Here is a 21,766-nt window from a genome sequence, read left to right on the forward strand (position 1 = left end):
AGCCCCCTCTCACATTTGGATTTCATAGAGCCTGCAACACCACAAAACCCTATATAATGTGCGACTTTTAGCCATCCTGACCTTTAAGGAGCTTTAGTGAGCACGTTGCCACCCTGCCCGAAATGCAATTCCGAATACACCTACGAAGACGGCGCCCAGCTGATCTGCCCGGAATGCGCCCATGAGTGGTCCGCCAATGGCGAGGCCGAAGTGGCCGGCGATGAAACCGTGAAAAAAGACTCTGTGGGCAACGTCCTGCAGGACGGCGACACCATCACAGTGATCAAGGACCTCAAGGTCAAAGGCACGTCTCTGGTCGTTAAGGTTGGCACCAAGGTCAAGAACATCCGCCTGTGCGATGGCGACCACGATATCGATTGCAAGATCGACGGCATCGGCCCGATGAAGCTTAAATCCGAGTTCGTTCGCAAAGTCTGAATCTGCTGTATCCATCCCGCGCCAGCCGCGGGATGGCGTTTTGCCCTCCCCCTGACCTGCCTCAATATCCACACAGAAAAACCAAGAAACCGCCAATAGACGCTTGCTATTCTACGAATAAGAATTATTCTCATTGAAACCGATCAAGGAGATGCACCATGACTTATTTGATAGATGCCTGGCTGGACCGCCCACACCCTTACCTGCGGATACTGCATCGGGAAACCGGCGAAGTCTGTGCGGTACTGGAAGAAGAAGCGCTGAATGAATTGCAGGACCAGGGCGACCTGGACGTCAATGGCCTGAGTTCAAGTGAACCCGGTGTGCTGAAAGAGGTGGTGCGTAATTTGTTTCTGTTTTGCTATGCACGAGCGTTGCGCCCGGCGACGGAGCTCAATGGCAAGTTTCATCCATGAGCAACCCCCTAAAACACTGTGGGAGCGAGCAGGCTCGCTCCCACAGGTAATCAGCAGGTCTTACAGAACGTCGAGCAGCTCGACGTCGAATACCAGAACGCTGTGCGGCGGAATGCTGCCAACGCCTTGAGCGCCGTAAGCCAGTTCGCTCGGCACGTACAGGCGCCATTTGCTGCCAGCATTCATCAGTTGCAGGGCTTCGGTCCAACCGGCAATCACGCCACCAACCGGGAATTCTGCTGGCTGGCCACGCTCGTAGGAGCTGTCGAACACAGTGCCGTCGATCAAGGTACCGTGGTAGTGGGTACGGACTTGGTCTTCACGGGTCGGCTTGGCGCCTTCACCGGCAGTCAGCACTTCAAATTGCAGGCCGGAAGCCAGGGTGGTGATGCCATCACGCTTGGCGTTTTCAGCCAGGAAGGCCAGACCAGCGCCAGCAGCGGCTTCAGCCTTGGCGGCGGCTTCGGCTTGCATGACTTCACGGATCACCTTGAAGCTGGCAGCCATTTGCTCTTGGTCAACGCGGCTTGGCGAACCTGCGAACGCGTCGGTCAGGCCAGCCAGGATTGCGTCCAGGCTCACACCCGGTGGCGGGTTGTCGCGCAGTTGGTCGCCCAACTGACGGCCGATACCGTAGCTGACGCGGGTTTCGTCGGTGGACAGATTAACTTCGGACATGAAGAGGCTCCGCTGCAGGACAACGCGATTTCCCGCGCTGCCCAAAACTAAAAGGGCCCGCAGACTAGCACACAAGACCGCCCCTTGATGAGCCCTCAGTGGTTCTGCACACCGCTGACGACCCTTCGTCGCCACTTGAAATAAAACGCCCTTCAGATTCACATCCCGCCGCCGATACAGCGCTACACCTTGGCTGGCTCAAATAACAACACCGTCCAGCAAACAGACATCACTCTTGCGGAGCATTCGATGAACAGCTGGTTCGGTAACATCAGCGTCAACCTCAAACTGGGCCTGGGCTTCGGCCTGGTGCTTGTCCTCACCTCGATCCTGGCACTCACTGGCTGGACCAGCCTGGGCGGCCTGATCGACCGCAGCAACTGGATGAGCGACATCACCCAGCTCAACGCGTCGCTGACCAAACTGCGCATCGTGCGCCTTCAATACATGCTGGCCAACGGTGACGAAGCCGTGGCGCAGAACGTGCAGACCAGCCTCGATGCCTTCGTTGCCCAGCAACAGAAACTGCTGGACAGCTTCAAGAGCCCGGAAAACCTCAAGCTGCTCAATGAGCAGAAATCGGTCATTACCGCCTACCAGCAATCCCTGAACAAAATGCGCGAGGCTTACCGTAACGGCAATGCCTCTCGCCAAGTGATGGGCGACAAGGCCGACAGCGCCAACGCCCAGATCGACGCGCTGGAAGCCAGCGTGAAGCAGATGCCTGACAGCGCGGAGCACTTTGCTCAGTTCCAGGCCGTGGCCGACGCCAAGATGCAATTCCAACTGGCCCGCTACGAAGTGCGCGGCTACACCGGCAACGTCAGCCCGGATACCGAAGCCCGCGCTGCCGCACAGATCGACAAAGCCATTGCCAGCTTGAAAGACCTCAGTGCCGCTTTTGGCGCCGGCCAGCAAAGCGCGCTGACCGCGCTCGAAACCGCTCTTGGCGCCTACCGCACGGCTGTCCAGAACTACAAGGTGGCCAACGCCAATATCGTTGCTGCTCGCGCAGAAATGACCACCCAAGGCACTGATATCGTCAACATCAGCGACAAGCTCTACGAGATCCAGTTGGATCGCCGCGACGCCGAAAGCGCCCAGGCCCGTAGCCTGCAATTGATCAGCACCTTGCTGGCCCTGCTGGTTGGCATCATTGCCGCGCTGGTCATCACCCGCCAGATCACTCGCCCGATCCAGGAAACCCTGGCCGTGGTTGAACGCATTGCCTCCGGCGATTTGAGCCACAACATCCAGGTCACCCGCCGCGATGAGCTGGGCGTGCTGCAACAAGGCATCCAGCGCATGGGCACCACCTTGCGTGAATTGATCAGCGGTATTCGTGACGGCGTGACCCAGATCGCCAGCGCCGCCGAAGAACTATCGGCCGTGACCGAGCAGACCAGTGCCGGCGTGAACAGCCAGAAGATCGAGACCGATCAAGTCGCCACCGCGATGCATGAAATGACCGCTACCGTGCAGGAAGTCGCGCGCAATGCCGAACAGGCTTCCCTGGCCGCTGCCGATGCCGACGGCCAAGCCCGTGCAGGCGACAAAGTGGTGGCCGAAGCCATTGCCCAGATCGAACGCCTGGCCGCCGAAGTGGCGCGTTCCACCGACGCCATGAGCCATCTGCAACAAGAGAGCAACAAGATCGGCAGCGTGATGGACGTGATCAAAGCCGTGGCCGAACAAACCAACCTGCTGGCCCTCAACGCCGCCATCGAAGCAGCACGCGCCGGTGAAGCCGGTCGCGGGTTTGCCGTGGTCGCCGACGAAGTGCGCGGCCTGGCCCAACGCACGCAAAAATCCACCGAAGAAATCGAAGGTCTGGTCGCCGGTTTGCAGAACGGCACCCAGCAAGTGGCCAATGTGATGAACAACAGCCGCAGCCTCACCGACAGCAGCGTGGAGCTGACGCGCAAGGCCGGTGTATCCCTGGAAAACATCACCCGTACGGTGTCGAACATCCAGTCGATGAACCAGCAGATCGCCGCCGCCGCCGAGCAACAAAGCGCCGTGGCCGAAGAGATAAGCCGCAGCATCGTCAATGTACGTGACGTGTCGGAACAGACCGCCACCGCCAGTGACGAGACGGCCAAATCGAGTGTGGAACTGGCACGTTTGGGCAGCCAGTTGCAGCAGATGGTCAGCCATTTCCGGGTTTAAGAATCGCTGCGATACCTGACCCGCCACAGATGCAGCCCCAGCCAAAAGCTGGGGCTGCAATAAAAAACCGCCCTACTAAGGCGGTTTTTTTATTGCCTGCGATTGGCCTCTCAGCCCTCGCCTTCCTCAACAAACACCACACGATTCCCAAATGGATCCTTGATGCTCATCTCCCGCGATCCCCAAGGCGTTTCTTCAACGCTGGGCTTGGCATAACGGTAATCCTTAGCCTGCAATTGCTGCTGGTAGGCATCTACCCCTTGCGCCTGAATCCGCACCGCCGCGCCCGGCGAAGCGTCGCCATGATGCTCGGACAGATGCAGCACGCACTCGCCCAAGGATACTTGAAGGTACAGCGGGTAATTCGCCTCGAAACGATGCTGCCAATCAACCTTGAACCCAAGGAACTCCACATAGAATTCCAACGCCTTGGTCTCGTCGAAAATCCGCAGGATAGGGGTGACTTTTCCTAAGTGCATGGCAACCGCTCCGTTTTTGAGATCGCCCACTATAGAGCGCTGAACCCCCGACGCAAATCTCCCTGGCGAGCCAGGAATCGTCCTGGGCGCTGACCATTGGCCTGTCCATCGCTGTAGCTCAGCACGCCATTGACCCACACACCATCAATGCCCTCTGCCGCCTGCTCTGGATTTTTGAAATCCGCCACATCCCGCACCCGCAACGGGTCGAACAACACCAGGTCCGCCCAGTGCCCTTCGCGAATTTCACCCCGCTCGACCAGGCCGAAACGCGCTGCCGACAAGCCGGTCATCTTGTGCACGGCGGTATGCAACGGGAACAACCCGATATCCCGACTGAAATGCCCCAACACCCGTGGGAACGCGCCCCACAAACGTGGATGGGGAAACGGATCTTCAGGCAAGCCATCCGACCCCACCATCGACAATGGATGCGCGAGGATGCGTCGCACATCCGCTTCATCCATCCCGTAGTACACCGCACCCGCAGGCTGCAGACGGCGGGCGGCGTCCATCAAGGAGACGTCCCATTCGCCGGCAATGTCCTGCAAATCTCGCCCGCCCATGTCCGGATGGGGCGTGGACCACGTAATGGTGATGCGAAACGCATCGGTCACTTGCTTCAAATCCAGGGTCGAAGAACTGGCTGCGTAGGGATAACAGTCACATCCCACCGGATGGGTTTTCGCCGCCTGCTCCAGAGCGGCCAGCAGCTGCGGACTGCGCCCCCAGTTACCCGCCCCGGCGCATTTGAGGTGGGAAATAATCACCGGCACCTTGGCGTGCCGGCCGATCAGAAAAGCTTCGTCCATCGCCTCCAGCACTGGCTCGAATTCGCTGCGTAGATGGGTGGTGTACACGGCGCCGTAGGCCGTGAGTTCTTCACTCAGTTGCAGCACTTCATCGGTCTCGGCATTGAACGCGCTGGCGTAGGCCAGGCCTGTGGATAAACCGAGGGCGCCGGCTTCAAGACTCTCTTGTAACTGCACGCGCATGGCGGTGATTTCATCCGGTGTGGCGGTGCGATGCAGATCGTCCATGTGGTTGCTGCGCAGCGCCGTGTGGCCGATCAATGCCGCGACGTTGAGCGCTGGATGGGCGCTTTCAACGGCGCTGCGATAGTCGCTGAAACGGGGATATACAAACGCCGCAGCGCTGCCCAGCAGGTTCATCGGGTCCGGCGGGTCGTTGCGCAAACTCACCGGCGAAGCGCTGATGCCACAGTTGCCGACAATCACCGTGGTCACGCCCTGACTGAGCTTGGGCAGCATCTGCGGATGACGGATCACCACCGTGTCGTCGTGGGTATGGACATCGATAAACCCCGGCGCCAACACGCGGTCGGTGGCGTCGATTTCATGCTCGGCCGTCGCAGCAGACAGATCACCGATTGTCTCGATACGCCCATCGCGCAGCCCCACATCCGCGACATAACCGGGTGTGTTGCTGCCATCGATGATCAGCGCGTGGCGAATCAGCGTGTCGTACTTCATATCAGTCTCCAAGCGGCAAGCTATCGGGGCCGCCGCGATAATCGTCCAGGGCCAGTTTGATCCGGCGCAGGCGTTCCTGGTTGTCGTCCGGCAAGGCCAGCGCCAACTCGGTAGCGAGCAGGTCGATGGCCAGCAGCAGGCCGTAGCGCGCTGCGGTGGGTTTGTAGATAAAGCTGGTTTCGGCTGGTTGCAGCGGCAACAGGACATCCGCCAATCGCGCCAGGGGGGAATCGGCCAAGGTGATGGCGATGATGCGGGCGTCGTAGTTGCGCGCCAGGTCCACCACGTCCAGCAGTTCCGGCGTAATACCGGTCAGCGAACAGACGATCAGCGCATGTTCCGGCCCCAAGGTGGCGGCCGTGACACGCATCATCACCGGGTCATGGCAAGCGGCAATCGGGTAGCCCAGGCGGACAAGACGCACCTGTAACTCGTCGCTGCACAGACTCGACGGGCCGCCCATGCCGAACGCGTGGATCATCCGGGCCTTGCTCAGCAGGCTGACCGCATCGGCGAAACTCGCCTGGTTGAACCCCGACAAGTGCTGACGCAACGTCGCCTCGATATCACCGAGAATCTGCCGGTGAAACGCCGACTGTTCGGGCAACCCCGCCGGGTCCAGGAAACGGCTGCCGACGCCGCTGGCTTGGGCCAGTTGCAGGCGCAAATCGCGTAGATCGCGGCAACCGACGCTGCGTGCAAACCGCGACAAGGTCGCCGTACTGACTTCAGCCCGCTGGGACAACTCATCCAGGCTGGCCGACGCCGCAAAACCCACATCATCGAGCATCAGCTTGGCGATACGTCCTTCGCCGGCGCTGAAAGAAGCCTGGCGGGCGCGGATCTGGTAGAGGATGTCCATGGGGGCTCCGGGTTACAAAATACAGGACAGACCGTAAGTCAGACCGAAGGCAACCACAGAGATCAGAGTCTCCAATACGGTCCAGGTCTTGAAGGTCTGGATTACCGTCATATTGAAGTATTCCTTGATCAGCCAGAAGCCGCCGTCATTCACGTGAGAAAAGATCACCGAGCCCGCACCGGTGGCCAGCACCAGTAATTCAGGGTGTGGATAACCCAACCCCATGGCGACGGGCGCGACCACGCCGGACGCCGTCGTCATGGCCACCGTGGCCGAGCCGGTCGCAATGCGCATCAACGCCGCGAACAGCCAGCCCATCACCAGGGGCGACAGTTGGAACGCATTGGCAAGGCCGAGAATTTCATTGGTCACCCCAGCGTCCACCAGGATGCGATTCAAACCGCCGCCCGCCCCCACCAGCAAGGTGATGCTGGCCGTCGGCGCCAGGCATTCGTTGGTGAACTTGAGGATCGATTCGCGGTTGAAGCCTTGGGCCAGCCCCAAGGTCCAGAAGCTCACCAAGGTCGCCACCAGCAACGCGATGACCGAGTTGCCGATAAACAAGAGGAACTGGTTGAAACCGGTCCCCGGCGTAGAGATTACGTTGGCCCATCCGCCGATCATCATCAGCACCACCGGCAACAGGATGGTGCCCATGGTCAGGGCAAAACTCGGCAACCGGGTGCGCGGTTCACGCTCGATAAATTGGCGTTCCAGCGGGTTTTCTGCCGGCAGGTGGATGTGCGGCACGATGAACTTGGCGTAGACGGGCCCTGCAATGATCGCCGTGGGGATACCGATCAGAATCGCATACAGCACCGTCTGCCCCACCGACGCGTTATACGCCAGCACGGCCATCATCGCCGCCGGATGCGGCGGCACCAGCGCGTGTACCACCGACAAACCGGCGACCATCGGCAAGCCGACCATCAAAATCGACACGCCTACGCGTCGGGCGACGGTAAAGGCGATGGGCACCAGCAACACAAAACCCACCTCGAAAAACAGCGGCAACCCCACCAGAAAGGCAATGCACACCATCGCCCAATGGGCATTGCGCTCGCCAAAACGATTGATCAGCGTGCGCGCCACCTGCTCGGCGCCACCGGACTCGGCCATCATCTTGCCGAGCATGGTGCCCAGCGCCACAACGAGCGCGATATGCCCAAGGGTCTTGCCAACACCCGCCTCGTAGGAGCCCATGATGGTGTCCGCTGGCATCCCGGCCATCAGCGCCAGGCCTATGGATACCAGGGTGATGACGATAAACGGGTTGAGTCGGTAACGTGCAATCAGCACGATCAAAGCAATGATGGCGATGGCAGCGTATGCCAACAGCCCGAAGCCCGGTGATGCGGCCATGCGGTACTCCTCGGAAAGGGTCACGTCGAATTGGTTGTGAAACTCATAAATCATTACCGAGGAGCATTTTCAAATTTTATGAAAGTAAGTTTCGCCCACAGACAAGCGCTGTCGCGTTGGGACATGCCCTACACCTGCGTATGAAAATTGGGGGGCTGTTCTTACATGAAGATCAGAGAAGACCGGAAACTCAGCCCAGCGGGCTGAGTCATAGAATGCACACCCACTGTTGCCAGGAAAATCGAGCATGATTCGCACCACATTCGCCGCTGGCGTCCTGCTTCTCGCCGTATGCGGCACTGCCGCCGCTGCCGACAACCCGGCGCTGAAAAAATGCATGGACGGCGCCAACACCACTGCCGATATGGTCAGCTGCAACGTCAAGGAAACCAAGGTGCAAGACACGCGCCTGAACAAAGCCTACAAGACCGCCATCGCCGCCCTGGAAGGCACGCGCCAGCAGCAACTGCAGGACCTGCAGCGCCTGTGGATCAAATACCGTGACGCCAATTGCGCCTTCGCCGGCTCCGCCACCGGCGGCACCATCGACCAAGTCAACGGTTCCGGCTGCGTGCTGGACATGACCCAGACCCGCGCCCAGGAATTGGAAGACCTGGTCGGGCCGTAATGTTGTGGCGAGAGAGCTTGCTCCCGTTGGGCTGCGCAGCGGCCGCAAATCTTGGTAGTAAGCGCCCTCGCCAAAGAGGCTCAATTAGTCGTGATGCACCCGCGCACGCTTGAGCAACTTCTTGCAGCGCTCAGACAAATGCAACACCCGCAGATGCTTGCCGGCCTTGGTATAACGCTCGCGCAAGGTCATCAGCGCGGCAATCGCTGAGTAGTCGACAAAGCTCAGGTGACGACAATCCAGCGTCACCTGATCCGGGTCATTGGACGGGTCGAACTGGTTTAAAAACGGCGTGGTCGAGGCAAAGAACAACGTGCCGTGCAGGCGATAGAGCTTGCTACCGTCGGCTTCCAGGTGCTCATCCGCGTACAACTCACGGGCCTGTTGCCAGGCGAAGTTGAGCGCGGCGATCACGATACCGCACAGTACGGCGGTGGCCAGGTCGGTAAAGACCGTGATCACCGTAACCGCAATAATCACCAGCACATCATTGAGCGGCACTTTGTTGATCACCCGCAGCGACGCCCAGGCGAAGGTCTGCTGGGACACCACGAACATCACCCCCACCAGCGCCGCCAGCGGGATCCGCTCAATCAGCGGTGACAGAAACAGAATGAACAACAGAATCATCACCCCGGCAAACACCCCGGAGAAGCGCCCACGTCCGCCGGAGCTGAGGTTGATCACGGTTTGCCCGATCATCGCGCAACCGCCCATGCCGCCGAAGAGGCCCGAGACCATATTCGCCGCACCCAACGCCACGCTTTCGCGATCAGGATAGCCGCGGGTTTCGGTGATTTCGTCGGTAAGGTTCAGGGTCAGCAGGGTTTCCAGCAGGCCGACCATGGCCATCAAGAAAGCGTAGGGCGCGATGATGCCGAGGGTTTCCAGGGTCCAGGGGATCTGTGGCAACGCGAAGGTCGGCAGGCCACCGGCGATGTGGGCCATGTCGCCGAGGGTGCGGGTTGGCAGACCGAGCAGGTACACCGCCAGGCCCACGCCGAGGATCGCCACCAAGGCCGGCGGTACCGCGCGGGTGAGGCGCGGCAGCAGGTAGACAATGGCCATGGTCGCCGCCACCAGCCCGGTCATCACATACAACGGCGTGCCGCTGAGCCAGGTTTCACCGCTCTTGAAATGCTCCAACTGCGCCAGGGCAATGATGATCGCCAGGCCGTTGACGAACCCGAGCATCACCGAATGCGGCACCATGCGCACCAGCTTGCCCAGGCGCAGCAGGCCGAAGGCGACCATGATCAACCCGCCCAGCAGCACCGTTGCCAGCAAATATTCCACGCCGTGCTGCACCACCAACGCGACGATCACCACCGCCATCGAGCCCGCCGCGCCGGAGACCATACCGGGCCGACCGCCGAACAAGGCCGTCAGGGTGCAGATGATAAAGGCGCCGTATAGGCCCATCAGCGGATTAAGGTGAGCCACCAGAGCAAAGGCGATGCATTCGGGCAGCAGCGCGAAAGACGTGGTGAGGCCGGCCAGGGCATCGGCGCGCAGACGGGTGAGGTTCATGAGGTACCAGGGAGTTGCGGGGGATAAGGCGGGGAATGGTACGGAAATGAGCGGGGTGGGGCTAGTCTGGAAGACCGAGTGGTCGCCATCGGGGGCAAGCCCCCTCCCACACTTGGCCGTGTTCCAGTTTTGGAACGCATTCTAATGTGGGAGGTGGCTTGCTCCCGATGGCCGACTCGGTCTCAAGCGAACATCACACCATTTCGTGACGAATCCACTCGACCACCGACGTGCGCTTTGGTGCCCAGCCCAGCAGTTCTCGGGCGTGCTTGCCGCGCACCCGGCTGTTCGAACCCAGGCCGTAATTGGCCATTTCATAACCCCACTCGGCTTCAGCCTCGGCCAATGGCCAGTCCTGCGGCTTGCCCAGCTTCAGCGCGTCAGCGATGGCCGTGGTCATGTCGACAAACGCCGCTTCGCTGCTTTCCACAAAGTAGAACGTGCCCGGTACGTTCTTCGTCAGCGCCAGCAGGTACAACGCAACCACGTCTTCGATGTGCACGTTGGACCAGATGTTCTGCCCTGTGCCCACATGGCGCACCACCCCACTCTTGCGCGCCTGCTTGAGCAAGCGCGGCAATTGCACGCTGTCACGCTGTACGCCCAGGCTGTGGCCGTAGATCAGGGTGTTGCAGATCACCGCCGAATTCACGCCGTCCTGGGCAGCAGCCAGGATCAGGTTGTCGATGGCCACACGCGCGGCCTTGTCGACGGTCGGCTCCGGCAGGTTGTCTTCGAAATAGATCACGTCGCTGGCCTTACCGCCCGATGCATCGCCCACGATGCTCGAACCGCTGGTGTGCAGGAACGGCTTGTTTGATCCCTGCAAGGCGGTCAACAGCGTTTCTACCGCAGCACGATGGTCGCTGCTGGCGGCGTTGATCACCGCATCGGCCTTGTGCGCTTGCTCGGTAAGCACGGCAGCGTCATCGAGGCTGCCGATCACCGGAGCGATGCCCAGGGCCGTCAGCTCAGCCGCTTGCTCAGCGCTGCGTACCAGGCCGGTGACGTGATGGCCGGCCTTGACCAGGCCGGTGGCAATCGAACCGCCGATAAAACCTGCGGCGCCGGTAACGAATACGTTCATGGAGATTTCTCCTGACTAGGTAAGTGATAGGCCCAGTATCCCGGCCCCACCCTTACCGAATAAGCCCCTGACGCCCAATTCAATCTTGCGTGGCAGTCACGAATCAGCAGGCATACCGCGCCAGTTTGGCCTGGATAAAGTCCAGGAAGCACTGGATGCGCAACGCCAACTGCGAGTTACGGTAGAAGACCGCGTGGATCGGCTGGCGATAACCGCTGTTGAAGGCTTCCAGCACCGGCAACAGGCGGCCGGCGTCGATGTCGGCGCTGGTCATGAAGTTCGACAGGCAACAAATACCCTGCCCCTCCAGCGCCAACTGGCGCAGGGTTTCGCCGCTGGAGGCAGCGATGCTCGGCTGAATCAGCCAGCGGTCACCCTCCACATGGCGCAGCGGCCAGTGGTTGAGGGTTTCGGTCTGACTGAAGCCGAGCAACGTGTGGTCAGCCAACTCGGCCACCGTGGTGGGCGCGCCGTGTTGCTTAAGGTATTCAGGGCTGGCCAGGATATGCAGCGGCGTACAACCGAGGGAACGCGCATGCAAGGTCGAGTCGGCCAGGGCGCCGATGCGAATGGCGATGTCGGTGCTCTGTTCCAGCAGGTCGATGATCAAGTCATCGCTGTTCAACTCCAACTGGATCTGCGGGTACAAGCTGCGAAACTCGGCAATGTACGGCACGATCCCATGCAGCATGAACGGCACGGCCGCGTTGATACGCAGCCGCCCGGCAGGGTTCTTCTGACGTGACGACAGGCGCTCTTCCAGCTCATCCATCTGCGCCAGGATCAGCTTGGCCTGTTCGAAGAAATACTTGCCCTCTTCGGTCAGGTCCATGCGTCGCGTGGTGCGGTTGATCAGCGTGGTGTCGAGCTTGGCTTCCAGGCGCGACAAGGTACGGCTGACCGCCGACGGCGTCTGCCCGACCTGCTCCGCCGCCGCGGAAATCGAGCCGCACTCGATGACGCTGACGAAGATCTGTAGCTCATCGGATCGGGCTTTCACGGACGGTCCTCGTTATCGGTTCAGTGCAGCTTATTACACCGAGAGCTTGAACACCTGCGCCAGATGCTGCTCATAGCGCGCCACGTCTGCCTCGATGGCTGGGCGTTTCATCACATCCACGCACAGGAACGTGGGCAGGCCGGTCATGCCTAGGAACTCGTGGGCCTTGTGGAATGGGAAGTACACCGCGTCCACGCCCTTGGCTTCGAAGAAATCGCTCGGGTCGTCGAAGGCTTGCTGCGGTGCGTTCCAGGTCAGGGACAGCATGTACTGCTTGCCCTGGATCAGGCCGCCACTGCCGTATTTCTGCGAGGCATCGGAACGGGTGCGACCGTCGCTGGCGTACAGGCTGCCATGGCCTTCGGTGAAGACTTCGTCGATGTACTTCTTGACGATCCACGGCGCCCCCATCCACCAACCGGGCATCTGGTAGATGATCACGTCGGCCCAGAGGAACTTGGCCACCTCTTCGGCCACGTCGTAGCCTTCGTCGATATGGGTGACTTTAACGTCGATACCGCCTCGATCCAGCACAGCCAGGGCGGTTTCATGCAGGGTGGTGTTATAGCGGCCATCGGAGTGGGCGAACTTTTTGCCGCCGTTGAGCAGGAGTACTTTTTTCATGGGAGGGGATCCAGAAGGTTGAAAATGTCTGGACGCAGACTATCGGCCCTGACCCTTCGGAATAAGCCGTCACCCGGCAAAATACCTTTGATCAAAAAGCACGAATACCCATGAGATTGTTAACCACTGATCAGCAGATGACCGCCCAACAGGGCCATGCCGATGAAAAATACCCGCTTGAATAACACCGCACTGATGCGCTGGCGCAGCGCTTGGCCCAGCCACATGCCCAGCAGCGCCGGCACCAGCGCGAGCAGCGAGGCACTCACTTCACCGCCGCCCAAGGTGCCACGCCAAGCCAATCCCGCCGCCAGCGCCAGCGTCGACACGGTGAACGACAGGCCGAGGGCCTGTACCAACTGATCGCGACTCAGGCCCAAGGCTTGCAAATACGGCACCGCAGGAATCACGAACACGCCAGTGGCCGAGGTGATCAAGCCGGTGATCAGCCCACACAACGGGCCCAACCAGCGTTCGGTCTGCGGCTTGACCTTGAAGGTGGGCAAAAACAACCCGCTCAACGCATACACCAGCAACGCCGCGCCCAGCGCGCGCACCACCCAGTGCCCACCTTCCATACCAAGCCACACCGTACTCAGCCCGGTGCCGAGGAAAATCAGCACGAGCATCGGCCAAAGGCGTTTGAGCAAGCCACTCAGGTGCCCGCCGAATGCCAGTTGCCAAAGGTTGGTGACCGTTGAAGGAATGATCAGCAACGCCGCAGCCTGCGCCGGCAACATAGCCAAGCCGAGCATGCCCATGGCGACTGTCGGTAAGCCGAGGCCAATTACTCCTTTGACGGTGCCCGCCAGCAGGAACGTGCCAATCACCAGCAAAGTAAAGGCGGGACCGAGGTTTTGGTAGAACGCAAGGAAGGTAATCATGGGCAGAGTGTGCGACTTTTCGATGCGTTCTGAAATTCGCCATATACTGAGGCAGCCTCTTGTTTAGCAAGAGCCTTGGGGCCTCATCGGGGCAAGTCCCCTCCCACTTAGACTGTGTTCACCCATCCAAATGTGGGAAGGGGCTTGCCCCCGATGCGGCCAGTAGAGCCATCCGAGAACCCCACCCATGCACGTTGACCTGATCGATCTGCGCCTCTACCTGCATACCCTGGACACCGGCAACATCACCGCCGGCGCCAGCCGCAGCCATTTATCCCTGGCAGCCGCGAGCGCACGCATCCGCGCTATGGAAGCATCGCTGGGCATCGAATTGCTTGAGCGGGGCCGTCGGGGTGTTACGCCGACACCTGCAGGTAAAGCCCTCGCGCGCCACGCTCGCCTGCTGCTGCAACAGGCCGACCATCTGCAACAGGACCTCGCCGAATACGCCAACGGCATCAAAGGCCAAGTGCGCCTGCTGTGCAACACCACTGCGCTCAGCGAATACCTGCCGGAACTGCTCGCGGACTTTCTACGCGAACACCCCAACCTCGATATCGACCTGCAGGAGTTGCCCAGCCTGCGCATCATCCAGGCCCTGCGTCAGGGCACGGCCGACCTGGGGATCATCTCCGATGCAGTAGACACCCACGGTTTGCAGACCCTGCCCTTTCGCGATGACCCGCTGGTGCTGATCATGCCCCTGGATCATCCCCTGTCAGCGAGCCCGGTGAGTTTTATCGACAGCCTGCAACACGATTACGTCGGCCTCGCGGCCCACAGCGCACTGTCGGTGTACCTGGAAGAACAAGCGCTGCACGCGGGGTTCCGCTTACAGACGCGCATCCGCGCCGAGGGCTTTGATGGGGTGATTCGGATGGTCGCACGAGGTGCTGGCCTGGGCATCGTGCCCCAGGCCGCGTTGGATCGCTGGCCCTTGGCGCGCCACTTCAAGGCCCAGCCTCTGGGAGAAGACTGGGCCCGCCGACAGCTGTTGCTTTGCGCACGTTCGTTCGAGCAACTGCCGGGTTACGCCAAAGCCTTGTTCAACGCCTTGGCCCTGCCCTTGCGGAAGAACCCGTAATACACCGCCGACAGAATCAACAGGAACGGCACGCCAAACACCAACGTCATCTTGAACGCCTCGGTGAAATACGTGGTGATCATCACCGCGCCCATGAGCACCAGACCCAGCAATGTGCTGTAGGGAAACAGGCGCAGTTGGAATGACAGCTTCGCCCCGCCGTGACGCTTGCGATAGCGACGGAAAAACAGGTGCGTGAGGAAGATCATGAACCAGGTGAAGATCGCGCCAAACATCGAGATCGCCATCATCAGGGTGAACGAGCTTTCCGGGTACACCACATTCAACAAGGTCGCCAGGGCAATGCCCGAACTGGACAGCAGCAGTGCATTCAGCGGAATGCCGCTTTTGCTCAACGCGCCCATGGACTTGGGTGCGAAGCCCGCGCGGGACAGGCTGAACATCATGCGTGTAGTGATGTAGAGCTGGCTGTTCATCGCTGACAATGCGGCGATCAGGATCACGAAATTCATCACCCCGGTGGCACCGGGAATGCCGATCGTCTGCATCACTGTGACGAACGGGCTTTGGGTCTGCCCGGCCTGATTCCACGGCACGATGGCCAGCATCAGCGCCAGGGTCAGCAGGTAAAACACCACCAGGCGCACGATGGTCGCGCGAAAGGCCTTCTTCACCGCCTGCTCCGGGTCGGCGGCTTCACCGGCAGCCACAGCGATCATCTCGACGCTCAGGTAACTGAAGATCGACACAATCACGGCAATCCACATGCCGCTCAAGCCATGGGGGAAAAAACCGCCGTGTGCGGTGTAATTCTGCACGCCATACTCCGGGTTGCCGGAGCCGAACACCAAATACACGGCCAGGATGATGAAGCCGACGATGGCGCTGATCTTGATGGTGGAGAACCAGTATTCAAAGTTGCCAAACGTCTTCACGCTGATCGCATTAAGCAGGATCAGCACACTGGAAAACGACACAATCCACACCCACTCCGGCACGTTGGCGAACCAGTACTTCATGTACATCGCCACCGCCGTGACCTCGGCGCCCACCGCCAGCACAATCGCCGCCCAATAGGCATAACGCACCAGAAACCCAGCCAGCGGGCTGATGTAGAACTCGGCATAGGCGCCGAAGGAACCCGAGGTGGAGTGCGCAACGGTCATCTCCGCCAGGCAGCCCATCAACAGCAAGGTGATCAGTGCACCAATGGCGTAGCTCACCAGCACGCTCGGCCCGGCATAACCGATGGCATAGGCGCTGCCCATGAACAACCCAGTGCCGATGGCGCCACCGATGGCGATCATGCTCATCTGGCCGGAAGTGAGCTGGCGCCGAAGGCCCAGTTCGCGTTGGGTGATCTCGGCAAAGCCGGTGTCTGGCGTAGTCACGTGGGGTGCCCCTTTATTATTGTGGTCGCACTATTTGTCTGTTGCCGCAGATCCCTGTGGGAGGGGGCTTGCTCCCGATGGAGGTGTATCAGCTTGCCAATCCGGCGACTGACACACTGCCATCGGGAGCAAGCCCCCTCCCACATGAGGCCTGTGGTGTTTATCCATTGTGTATCTGATGCAAGCCCTCTCCCATAATGTTGTCTGCGTTTATTCAGGTGACGCTGTGGCGGACTTTGAATTGCGGCTGGTCCCAGGTGTTCTCGTCGAGAATCTCACCGAGGATTTCCACAGCGTCCCAGACCTCAGTAAAGCTCGTGTACAACGGCGTAAACCCAAACCGCATAATCCGCGGCTCGCGGTAATCGCCGATCACGCCACGGGCAATCAGAGCCTGAATCACTGCATAACCTTCGGGGTGCTCAAAACTCACATGGCTACCGCGCCGGGCATGCTCACGCGGGGTGATCAACACCAGGCCATGAGCCGCGCAACGGGCTTCAACCAACTCGATAAACAGATCCGTCAACGCCAGGGATTTAGTGCGCAGGCTGGCCATATCAGTCTGCTCAAAAATCGCCAGCCCACATTCCACCATCGCCAGCGAGGTGATCGGTTGGGTGCCGCACAAGTAGCGGGCAATACCGGCGCTCGGCGCATAGTTGGCTTCCATGGCGAACTGCCGGGTATGCCCGAACCAGCCCGAAAGCGGCTGGCGTACGAGGTCGACCAACGCCGGATTGACCCACACAAACGCCTGGGAGCCTGGGCCGCCGTTGAGGTATTTATAAGTGCAGCCAATCGCGTAATCGGCCCCGGCGTTATGCAGATCGATGGGCACCGCGCCCGCCGAGTGCGCCAAATCCCAGATACTCAGCGCGCCACATTCATGGCTCAAGGCCGTAAGCGCCTGCATGTCATACATGTAGCCGGTCTTGTAGTTGACGTGGGTGAGCAGCACCACCGCCACGTCGGCGTCGATGGCCTGGTGCAGTTCGTCCGGGCTGTTCACCAGGCGCAGGGAGTAACCCTGTTGCAGCAATTCAGCCAGACCTTCGGCGATGTACAGGTCGGTGGGAAAGTTGCTTGCTTCGCTGACGATTACCTTGCGCTCTGCTGCGCGTTGGCGCTGCACCGTCAGTGCAGCGCTGAGCACTTTGAACAGGTTAATGGAGGTGGTATCGGTGATCACCACTTCGCCGTCCCGCGCACCGATCAGCGGCGCAAGGCGATTGCCCAGGCGCTGGGACAAGCCTGCCCAACCGGCGCTGTTCCAACTGCGGATCAAGCCATTGCCCCACTCCTCGGCAATCACCTGTTGCGCCCGCGCCAGCGATGCCACCGGACGCGCGCCAAGGGAGTTACCGTCGAGGTAGATCACACCCTCCGGCAAGGAAAATTGATTGCGCAACGGCGCCAGCGGGTCCTGGGCGTCGAGGGCTTGGCAATGGCTTCGGGTGGTCATGGATAGTCCTGGTTTTTATAGGCGGGAATGAACCAAATAATGAACGAAGCTTTAGAGAATTTTCGTGCAAAGTGGTGGGTAACAGGCTAATTAAGCAGTAGGAAATTCGAATTTAACCCCTAAACACGCGGATTTATTCAAACCATGATTCTTGACGCCACCGACCTGCGCCTCCTGCATTTCCTGCAACAGGATGGCCGTATCAGCAACCAGGAACTGGCGGAAAAAGTCGCACTGTCGCCCTCCGCCTGCCTGCGCCGTTTGCGTCTGCTGGAGAGTGAAGGAATCATCAGCGGCTACCGCGCAGTGCTGAATGCCGAGCAATTGGGGATCGAGCTGGAAGCCATCGTCCACCTGTCGTTGCGCCAGGATGTGGAGGATTGGCATGAGACGTTTATCAAGAAGGTGCAAGGCTGGCCGGAAGTGGCCAGCGCCTATGTGATCACCGGCGCCAGCAACTATGTGCTGCGGGTGCAGGCGCGCAACCTCAAGCACTTTTCGGACTTTATCGTGAACCACCTGAACCGCACGGCGGGGGTGATGGATATACGCTCGGAAATCGTGCTGCAGAAGATCAAGGATAAGGATGAGGTGCTTGATCTCGTCGTACGCAAATAGTCAGCCACGCCTAAGTTCAAATGTGGGAGGGGGATTGCCCCCGATGGCGGTGTGTCAGTCACTTAAATGTTGACTGATCCGCCGCTATCGGGAGCAAGCCCCCTCCCACATTTTTGACCGAATTTAGTCTTCGAGGGCGCGGACTCGCTGCATGCGTTTCTGTTCTACCGGCGCATCAGCCGTCTGCAACTCAAAATCAAAATCAATCTGTGCAAACCGCCCTTCCACCCCAAACTCCCGCGCCAGTTGCTGATCGTCGCTGAAGCGAATCTCGGCAATTAATTCATCCCGCGTCGCGTAGGCAAAGTCATCGTGCAGGTACGGGTCATCCGACAGGTTGATCTGTGTCGTCAGGTGCCGATGCCCCGGCGCCGAGATGAAGAAGTGGATATGTGCCGGCCGCTGCCCGTGGCGCCCCAGTTGATCGAGCAGTTGCTGGGTCGGTCCAGTCGGCGGGCAGCCGTAGCCCGACGGCACGATGCTGCGAAAACGGTAGTTACCCTGGGCGTCGGTCTCTATGCGACGGCGCAGGTTAAATTCCGACTGGGTGTTATCGAACCAGGAATAAGTGCCGCCCGTGTTGGCCTGCCACACATCCACAATCGCCCCAGCCAACGGTTTACCGTTGGTGTCGCGCACTTGTCCGCGCATGAACAGCGGCACTGCGGCATCCGTCCCGTCATCCAACCGCGCTTCGTACTGGGACAGCGGCGCACCGGCCACGTACAGCGGGCCTTCGATGGTACGTGGCGTGCCGCCGGATTTGCCGGCTTCTTCATCGGCGGCGTCCATCAACATGTCCAGGTAGTGCTCCAGGCCCAACCCGGCGGCAAGCAGTCCGGCTTCCTGGTTCTTGCCCAGTTCGTTGATGTAGTTGACCGCCTTCCAGAACTCTTCCGGCGTCACGTCCAGGTCTTCGATGATGTTCACGGTGTCGCGCAAAATCCGGTAGATCAGCGCTTTGGTGCGCGGGTTACCGCCGTCATTAAGGTTGCCGCTGGCTTCTTCGAGAAACTGTTGGGCGTGGGCAGTCTGGGACAGTCGGATGGACATGGTGCGATCCTCATCTTGTAATTGTTAGGTGTAGAACAGGCTTAACGGTCGTCCTCATGGATCGACGAAGGGTGCCGGCACAGGGCGTTCACTTCGATGGCCATGTAGGGATAAAGCGGCAGTTGCATCAGCAGGTCGTGCAGCTCTTGCACGCTGTCGACATCGAACACGCTGTAGTTGGCGTAAAGCCCAGCGATGCGCCACAGGTGGCGCCATTTGCCTTGCTCTTGTAAACGTCGAGCCAGGGCTTTTTCGTCGGCCTTGAGGCGGGCGGCGCGCTCCGGATTCATGTCGACGGGCAGATTCACGGTCATTTTTACGTGGAACAACATGGCAAGCGCCTCTTAGTGTTTGTCACGACGGAAGAACGCCAGACGCTCTTCATCGATGGCCAGGCCCAGGCCCGGCGCAGTGGAGACATGCAACTGAAAATCTCGGTACACCGGCGGTTCGGTGAGGATGTCTTCGGTGAGCAGCAGCGGACCGAACAGTTCGGTGTCCCACGCCAGCTTGTTCAAGGTCAGGAACGCATGGGCCGAGGCCAGGGTGCCGATGCCGCCTTCGAGCATGGTGCCACCGTACAGGCCGATACCCGCCGCTTCAGCAATCGCGGCCGTGCGCAAAACCGCACGCGGGCCGCCGTTCTTGGCGATCTTCAGGGCGAACACTGACGCCGCACCTTCACGGGCGAGGTTGAAGGCATCCTCGACACATTCGATGGATTCATCCGCCATGATCGGCGCCGGGCTCGACAGGTTCAGCCGGGCCATGCCGCTACGGTTATTGCGCGAGATCGGTTGTTCGATCAGGTCGATGCCGTTGTCGCCAAGCACCTTGCACGCGCGCAGGGCGACGGCCTCATCCCAGGCCTGATTGACGTCGACACGCACACTGGCGCGCTCGCCCAAGGCCTTTTTGATCGCGATCACATGAGCGAGGTCGCGACCGACTTCACCGGCGCCGATCTTGAGTTTGAAGATGCGGTGGCGACGCAGGTCGAGCATCTTTTCGGCTTCGGCGATGTCTTGTTCGGTGTTGCCGCTGGCCAAGGTCCAGGCCACCGGCAACGCGTCACGTACACGGCCGCCGAGCAGCTCGCTCACCGGCAGGTTCAGGCGCTTGCCCAATGCATCGAGCAACGCGCTTTCAATACCGGACTTGGCAAAGGTATTGCCGCGAATACTGCGCTCCAGGCGCAACATGGCGGCGTTGATGTTGCTGGCGTCCTGGCCGATCAGCAGCGGCGCGAAGTGGCGGTCGATATTGATTTTGATGCTGTCGGGACTCTCGTTGCCGTAGCTCAGACCGCCGATGGTGGTGGACTCACCGATGCCTTCGATGCCGTCGGCGCAACGCACGCGGATGATCACCAGGGTCTGGTTCTGCATCGTGTGCATTGCCAGCTTGTGCGGGCGAATGGTGGGGAGGTCGACGATAATGGTCTCGATCGACTCAATGGCGCAAATCGGCATGGCAATACCCGCTGGGTTCTTTATAGGTCTGCGCTGATTCTGTTCCCGCTCTTTGCGTGGAGCCAATATAGAATTAGTCTCGAACAATACTCTCAAGGTATGAAAGGAGCCGTCATGGAACTGCGTCATCTGCGCTACTTCCAGGTGCTGGGCGAAACCCTCAACTTCACCCGGGCCGCCGAACGCCTGCACATCGCCCAACCACCGTTGAGCCGGCAGATCCAGCAACTGGAGGATGAGCTGGGGGTGATTCTGCTGGAACGCGGCCGCCCACTGCGACTGACCGAAGCCGGGCGGTTTTTCTATGAACACGCCAATGTGCTGCTCGAACAGTTGAACAAGGTCTGCGACAGCACCCGGCGCATCGGCCAGGGCGAAAAGACCTGGCTGGGCATCGGCTTTGCGCCGTCGACTTTGTATGGCGTACTGCCCGAGCTGATCCGGCGGCTGCGCAGCCATGACGCGCTGGAGCTGGAATTGGGTTTGTCCGAGATGACCACCCTGCAGCAGGTCGAAGCGCTCAAGGCCGGGCGCATTGATGTCGGCTTCGGGCGTATCCGCATCGACGACCCAGCCATTGACCAGCGTGTACTGGTGGAGGATCGACTGGTGGCGGTACTGCCTGCCGGCCACCCGCTGCTGGCGGCGCCGGCCACCCTCGCCCAATTGGCCGCCGAGCCGTTTGTGCTCTACCCCGGCAACCCACGCCCCAGTTATGCCGACCATGTGATCGCGCTGTTCGATACCCACGGTTTAAGCCTCAAGGTGGCGCAGTGGACTAACGAGCTGCAGACCGCGATTGGCCTGGTTGGCGCTGGCATGGGCGTGACGCTGGTGCCTGCGTCGGTGCAGGTGCTGCATCGGGCGGATATCGGTTACACGCCGATTGTGGAAACCACCGCGACCTCGCCGATTATTCTCAGCCGAAGGGTGAATGATCAGTCGCCGGGGCTTAGTCATTGCCTGCAGTTGGTGGAAGAACTGATCTGAAACGCTATAAACACTGCGATCTCCCTGTGGGAGGGGGCTTGCCCCCGATTGCGCTGGGCCAGTTAACGAATGGGCTGACTGA

General features: G+C 60.2%; 21 protein-coding genes and 2 pseudogenes. 8 read left to right on the plus strand and 15 right to left on the minus strand.

Going from position 1 to position 21,766, the window contains the following annotated elements:
• Positions 1–96 precede the first annotated feature (96 nt).
• A complete protein-coding gene (locus ACEN2T_RS24595; RefSeq protein WP_003230858.1) occupies positions 97–438 on the plus strand; it encodes a zinc ribbon domain-containing protein YjdM in 342 nt (113 codons plus the stop codon).
• A gap of 158 nt (positions 439–596) precedes the next feature.
• Positions 597–854 (plus strand): PA4570 family protein, encoded by a 258-nt coding sequence (locus ACEN2T_RS24600; protein ID WP_003194088.1) that lies wholly within the window; start codon positions 597–599, stop codon positions 852–854.
• A 60-nt stretch (positions 855–914) separates the two neighbouring features.
• Here the strand turns inward: ACEN2T_RS24600 and ACEN2T_RS24605 are convergent, their stop codons facing one another.
• Positions 915–1,532 carry an FKBP-type peptidyl-prolyl cis-trans isomerase gene (locus tag ACEN2T_RS24605; RefSeq protein ID WP_032885594.1) on the minus strand — a complete coding sequence of 206 codons (618 nt, stop codon included), beginning with the start codon at positions 1,530–1,532 and terminating at the stop codon, positions 915–917.
• Positions 1,533–1,781: 249 nt separating this feature from the next.
• Between ACEN2T_RS24605 and ACEN2T_RS24610 the strand changes: the two are divergent.
• A pseudogene (locus ACEN2T_RS24610) lies at positions 1,782–2,846 on the plus strand (methyl-accepting chemotaxis protein); the annotation flags it as partial.
• Between the two features lie 261 nt (positions 2,847–3,107).
• A pseudogene (locus ACEN2T_RS24615) lies at positions 3,108–3,701 on the plus strand (methyl-accepting chemotaxis protein); the annotation flags it as partial.
• A gap of 110 nt (positions 3,702–3,811) precedes the next feature.
• On the opposite strand, the gene ACEN2T_RS24620 reads toward ACEN2T_RS24615, so the two are convergent.
• The 4 genes from ACEN2T_RS24620 to ACEN2T_RS24635 are packed head-to-tail and all read right to left on the minus strand — an operon-like array spanning position 3,812 to position 7,951.
• On the minus strand, positions 3,812–4,180 hold the full coding sequence (locus tag ACEN2T_RS24620) for a glyoxalase superfamily protein (RefSeq protein WP_032885592.1): 369 nt from the start codon (positions 4,178–4,180) through the stop codon (positions 3,812–3,814).
• Between the two features lie 29 nt (positions 4,181–4,209).
• Entirely contained in the window at positions 4,210–5,673 is a 1,464-nt protein-coding gene (locus tag ACEN2T_RS24625; protein WP_442117713.1) for an N-acyl-D-amino-acid deacylase family protein, read from the minus strand.
• Position 5,674: 1 nt separating this feature from the next.
• The gene (locus ACEN2T_RS24630) at positions 5,675–6,535 is read right to left on the minus strand and encodes a MurR/RpiR family transcriptional regulator (protein WP_032885590.1); all 861 of its coding nucleotides are present in this window, start codon (positions 6,533–6,535) and stop codon (positions 5,675–5,677) included.
• 12 nt (positions 6,536–6,547) lie between these two features.
• Positions 6,548–7,951, minus strand: a complete 1,404-nt coding sequence (locus tag ACEN2T_RS24635; RefSeq protein ID WP_032885589.1) for a GntT/GntP/DsdX family permease — start codon at positions 7,949–7,951, stop codon at positions 6,548–6,550.
• Between the two features lie 193 nt (positions 7,952–8,144).
• Between ACEN2T_RS24635 and ACEN2T_RS24640 the strand changes: the two genes are divergently transcribed.
• A complete protein-coding gene (locus ACEN2T_RS24640) occupies positions 8,145–8,525 on the plus strand; it encodes a lysozyme inhibitor LprI family protein (protein ID WP_032885588.1) in 381 nt (126 codons plus the stop codon).
• Between the two features lie 84 nt (positions 8,526–8,609).
• Here ACEN2T_RS24640 and ACEN2T_RS24645 read toward each other — a convergent pair whose 3' ends face one another.
• The 5 genes from ACEN2T_RS24645 to ACEN2T_RS24665 all read right to left on the minus strand — a co-directional run bounded on the left by ACEN2T_RS24645 (position 8,610) and on the right by ACEN2T_RS24665 (position 13,650).
• Positions 8,610–10,055, minus strand: a complete 1,446-nt coding sequence (locus ACEN2T_RS24645) for a SulP family inorganic anion transporter (protein WP_032885587.1) — start codon at positions 10,053–10,055, stop codon at positions 8,610–8,612.
• A gap of 193 nt (positions 10,056–10,248) precedes the next feature.
• Positions 10,249–11,142 carry an NAD-dependent epimerase/dehydratase family protein gene (locus tag ACEN2T_RS24650; RefSeq protein ID WP_032885586.1) on the minus strand — a complete coding sequence of 298 codons (894 nt, stop codon included), beginning with the start codon at positions 11,140–11,142 and terminating at the stop codon, positions 10,249–10,251.
• Between the two features lie 103 nt (positions 11,143–11,245).
• Positions 11,246–12,142, minus strand: coding sequence for a LysR substrate-binding domain-containing protein (locus ACEN2T_RS24655; RefSeq protein WP_442117714.1), 897 nt, complete (start codon positions 12,140–12,142; stop codon positions 11,246–11,248).
• Between the two features lie 33 nt (positions 12,143–12,175).
• Complete coding sequence (locus ACEN2T_RS24660) at positions 12,176–12,766, minus strand: NAD(P)H-dependent oxidoreductase (RefSeq protein ID WP_032885584.1); 591 nt, start codon at positions 12,764–12,766, stop codon at positions 12,176–12,178.
• Positions 12,767–12,885: 119 nt separating this feature from the next.
• Positions 12,886–13,650, minus strand: a complete 765-nt coding sequence (locus ACEN2T_RS24665) for a sulfite exporter TauE/SafE family protein (protein WP_442117715.1) — start codon at positions 13,648–13,650, stop codon at positions 12,886–12,888.
• A 187-nt stretch (positions 13,651–13,837) separates the two neighbouring features.
• Between ACEN2T_RS24665 and ACEN2T_RS24670 the strand changes: the two genes are divergently transcribed.
• Entirely contained in the window at positions 13,838–14,734 is an 897-nt protein-coding gene (locus tag ACEN2T_RS24670) for a LysR substrate-binding domain-containing protein (RefSeq protein ID WP_122680714.1), read from the plus strand.
• On the opposite strand, the gene ACEN2T_RS24675 is transcribed toward ACEN2T_RS24670, so the two are convergent.
• Both ACEN2T_RS24675 and kynU read right to left on the minus strand, forming a co-directional pair.
• Positions 14,680–16,086 carry an amino acid permease gene (locus ACEN2T_RS24675; RefSeq protein WP_442117716.1) on the minus strand — a complete coding sequence of 469 codons (1,407 nt, stop codon included), beginning with the start codon at positions 16,084–16,086 and terminating at the stop codon, positions 14,680–14,682. The two genes, ACEN2T_RS24670 and ACEN2T_RS24675, sit on opposite strands and share 55 nt — an antisense overlap.
• A gap of 214 nt (positions 16,087–16,300) precedes the next feature.
• A complete protein-coding gene (gene kynU, locus ACEN2T_RS24680) occupies positions 16,301–17,551 on the minus strand; it encodes a kynureninase (protein ID WP_442117717.1) in 1,251 nt (416 codons plus the stop codon).
• A 144-nt stretch (positions 17,552–17,695) separates the two neighbouring features.
• Here kynU and ACEN2T_RS24685 point away from each other — a divergent pair, with 144 nt between their 5' ends.
• Complete coding sequence (locus tag ACEN2T_RS24685; protein WP_032885579.1) at positions 17,696–18,169, plus strand: Lrp/AsnC family transcriptional regulator; 474 nt, start codon at positions 17,696–17,698, stop codon at positions 18,167–18,169.
• 123 nt (positions 18,170–18,292) lie between these two features.
• Here the strand turns inward: ACEN2T_RS24685 and catA are convergent, their stop codons facing one another.
• The 3 genes from catA to ACEN2T_RS24700 are packed head-to-tail and all read right to left on the minus strand — an operon-like array spanning position 18,293 to position 20,694.
• A complete protein-coding gene (catA, locus tag ACEN2T_RS24690) occupies positions 18,293–19,222 on the minus strand; it encodes a catechol 1,2-dioxygenase (protein ID WP_442117718.1) in 930 nt (309 codons plus the stop codon).
• Positions 19,223–19,263: 41 nt separating this feature from the next.
• A complete protein-coding gene (gene catC, locus ACEN2T_RS24695; RefSeq protein ID WP_032885577.1) occupies positions 19,264–19,554 on the minus strand; it encodes a muconolactone Delta-isomerase in 291 nt (96 codons plus the stop codon).
• A gap of 12 nt (positions 19,555–19,566) precedes the next feature.
• Entirely contained in the window at positions 19,567–20,694 is a 1,128-nt protein-coding gene (locus tag ACEN2T_RS24700; RefSeq protein ID WP_442117719.1) for a muconate cycloisomerase family protein, read from the minus strand.
• Between the two features lie 114 nt (positions 20,695–20,808).
• On the opposite strand from ACEN2T_RS24700, the gene ACEN2T_RS24705 reads away from it, so the two are divergent.
• On the plus strand, positions 20,809–21,684 hold the full coding sequence (locus ACEN2T_RS24705) for a LysR family transcriptional regulator (protein WP_095186358.1): 876 nt from the start codon (positions 20,809–20,811) through the stop codon (positions 21,682–21,684).
• The last annotated feature ends 82 nt before the right edge of the window (positions 21,685–21,766 follow it).

This window comes from Pseudomonas sp. W22_MBD1_FP4, assembly GCF_052113765.1.
Taxonomy (GTDB): Bacteria; Pseudomonadota; Gammaproteobacteria; order Pseudomonadales; family Pseudomonadaceae; genus Aquipseudomonas; species Aquipseudomonas sivasensis.

Bases quoted from the DNA above. Each gene is read 5' to 3' on its own strand.
- ACEN2T_RS24600 (WP_003194088.1), top strand. From the start codon at position 597: ATGACTTATTTGATAGATGCCTGGCTGGACCGCCCACACCCTTACCTG.
- ACEN2T_RS24605 (WP_032885594.1), bottom strand. From the start codon at position 1,532: ATGTCCGAAGTTAATCTGTCCACCGACGAAACCCGCGTCAGCTACGGT.
- ACEN2T_RS24620 (WP_032885592.1), bottom strand. From the start codon at position 4,180: ATGCACTTAGGAAAAGTCACCCCTATCCTGCGGATTTTCGACGAGACC.
- ACEN2T_RS24625 (WP_442117713.1), bottom strand. From the start codon at position 5,673: ATGAAGTACGACACGCTGATTCGCCACGCGCTGATCATCGATGGCAGC.
- ACEN2T_RS24630 (WP_032885590.1), bottom strand. From the start codon at position 6,535: ATGGACATCCTCTACCAGATCCGCGCCCGCCAGGCTTCTTTCAGCGCC.
- ACEN2T_RS24635 (WP_032885589.1), bottom strand. From the start codon at position 7,951: ATGATTTATGAGTTTCACAACCAATTCGACGTGACCCTTTCCGAGGAG.
- ACEN2T_RS24640 (WP_032885588.1), top strand. From the start codon at position 8,145: ATGATTCGCACCACATTCGCCGCTGGCGTCCTGCTTCTCGCCGTATGC.
- ACEN2T_RS24645 (WP_032885587.1), bottom strand. From the start codon at position 10,055: ATGAACCTCACCCGTCTGCGCGCCGATGCCCTGGCCGGCCTCACCACG.
- ACEN2T_RS24650 (WP_032885586.1), bottom strand. From the start codon at position 11,142: ATGAACGTATTCGTTACCGGCGCCGCAGGTTTTATCGGCGGTTCGATT.
- ACEN2T_RS24660 (WP_032885584.1), bottom strand. From the start codon at position 12,766: ATGAAAAAAGTACTCCTGCTCAACGGCGGCAAAAAGTTCGCCCACTCC.
- ACEN2T_RS24665 (WP_442117715.1), bottom strand. From the start codon at position 13,650: ATGATTACCTTCCTTGCGTTCTACCAAAACCTCGGTCCCGCCTTTACT.
- ACEN2T_RS24670 (WP_122680714.1), top strand. From the start codon at position 13,838: ATGCACGTTGACCTGATCGATCTGCGCCTCTACCTGCATACCCTGGAC.
- kynU (WP_442117717.1), bottom strand. From the start codon at position 17,551: ATGACCACCCGAAGCCATTGCCAAGCCCTCGACGCCCAGGACCCGCTG.
- ACEN2T_RS24685 (WP_032885579.1), top strand. From the start codon at position 17,696: ATGATTCTTGACGCCACCGACCTGCGCCTCCTGCATTTCCTGCAACAG.
- catA (WP_442117718.1), bottom strand. From the start codon at position 19,222: ATGTCCATCCGACTGTCCCAGACTGCCCACGCCCAACAGTTTCTCGAA.
- catC (WP_032885577.1), bottom strand. From the start codon at position 19,554: ATGTTGTTCCACGTAAAAATGACCGTGAATCTGCCCGTCGACATGAAT.
- ACEN2T_RS24700 (WP_442117719.1), bottom strand. From the start codon at position 20,694: ATGCCGATTTGCGCCATTGAGTCGATCGAGACCATTATCGTCGACCTC.
- ACEN2T_RS24705 (WP_095186358.1), top strand. From the start codon at position 20,809: ATGGAACTGCGTCATCTGCGCTACTTCCAGGTGCTGGGCGAAACCCTC.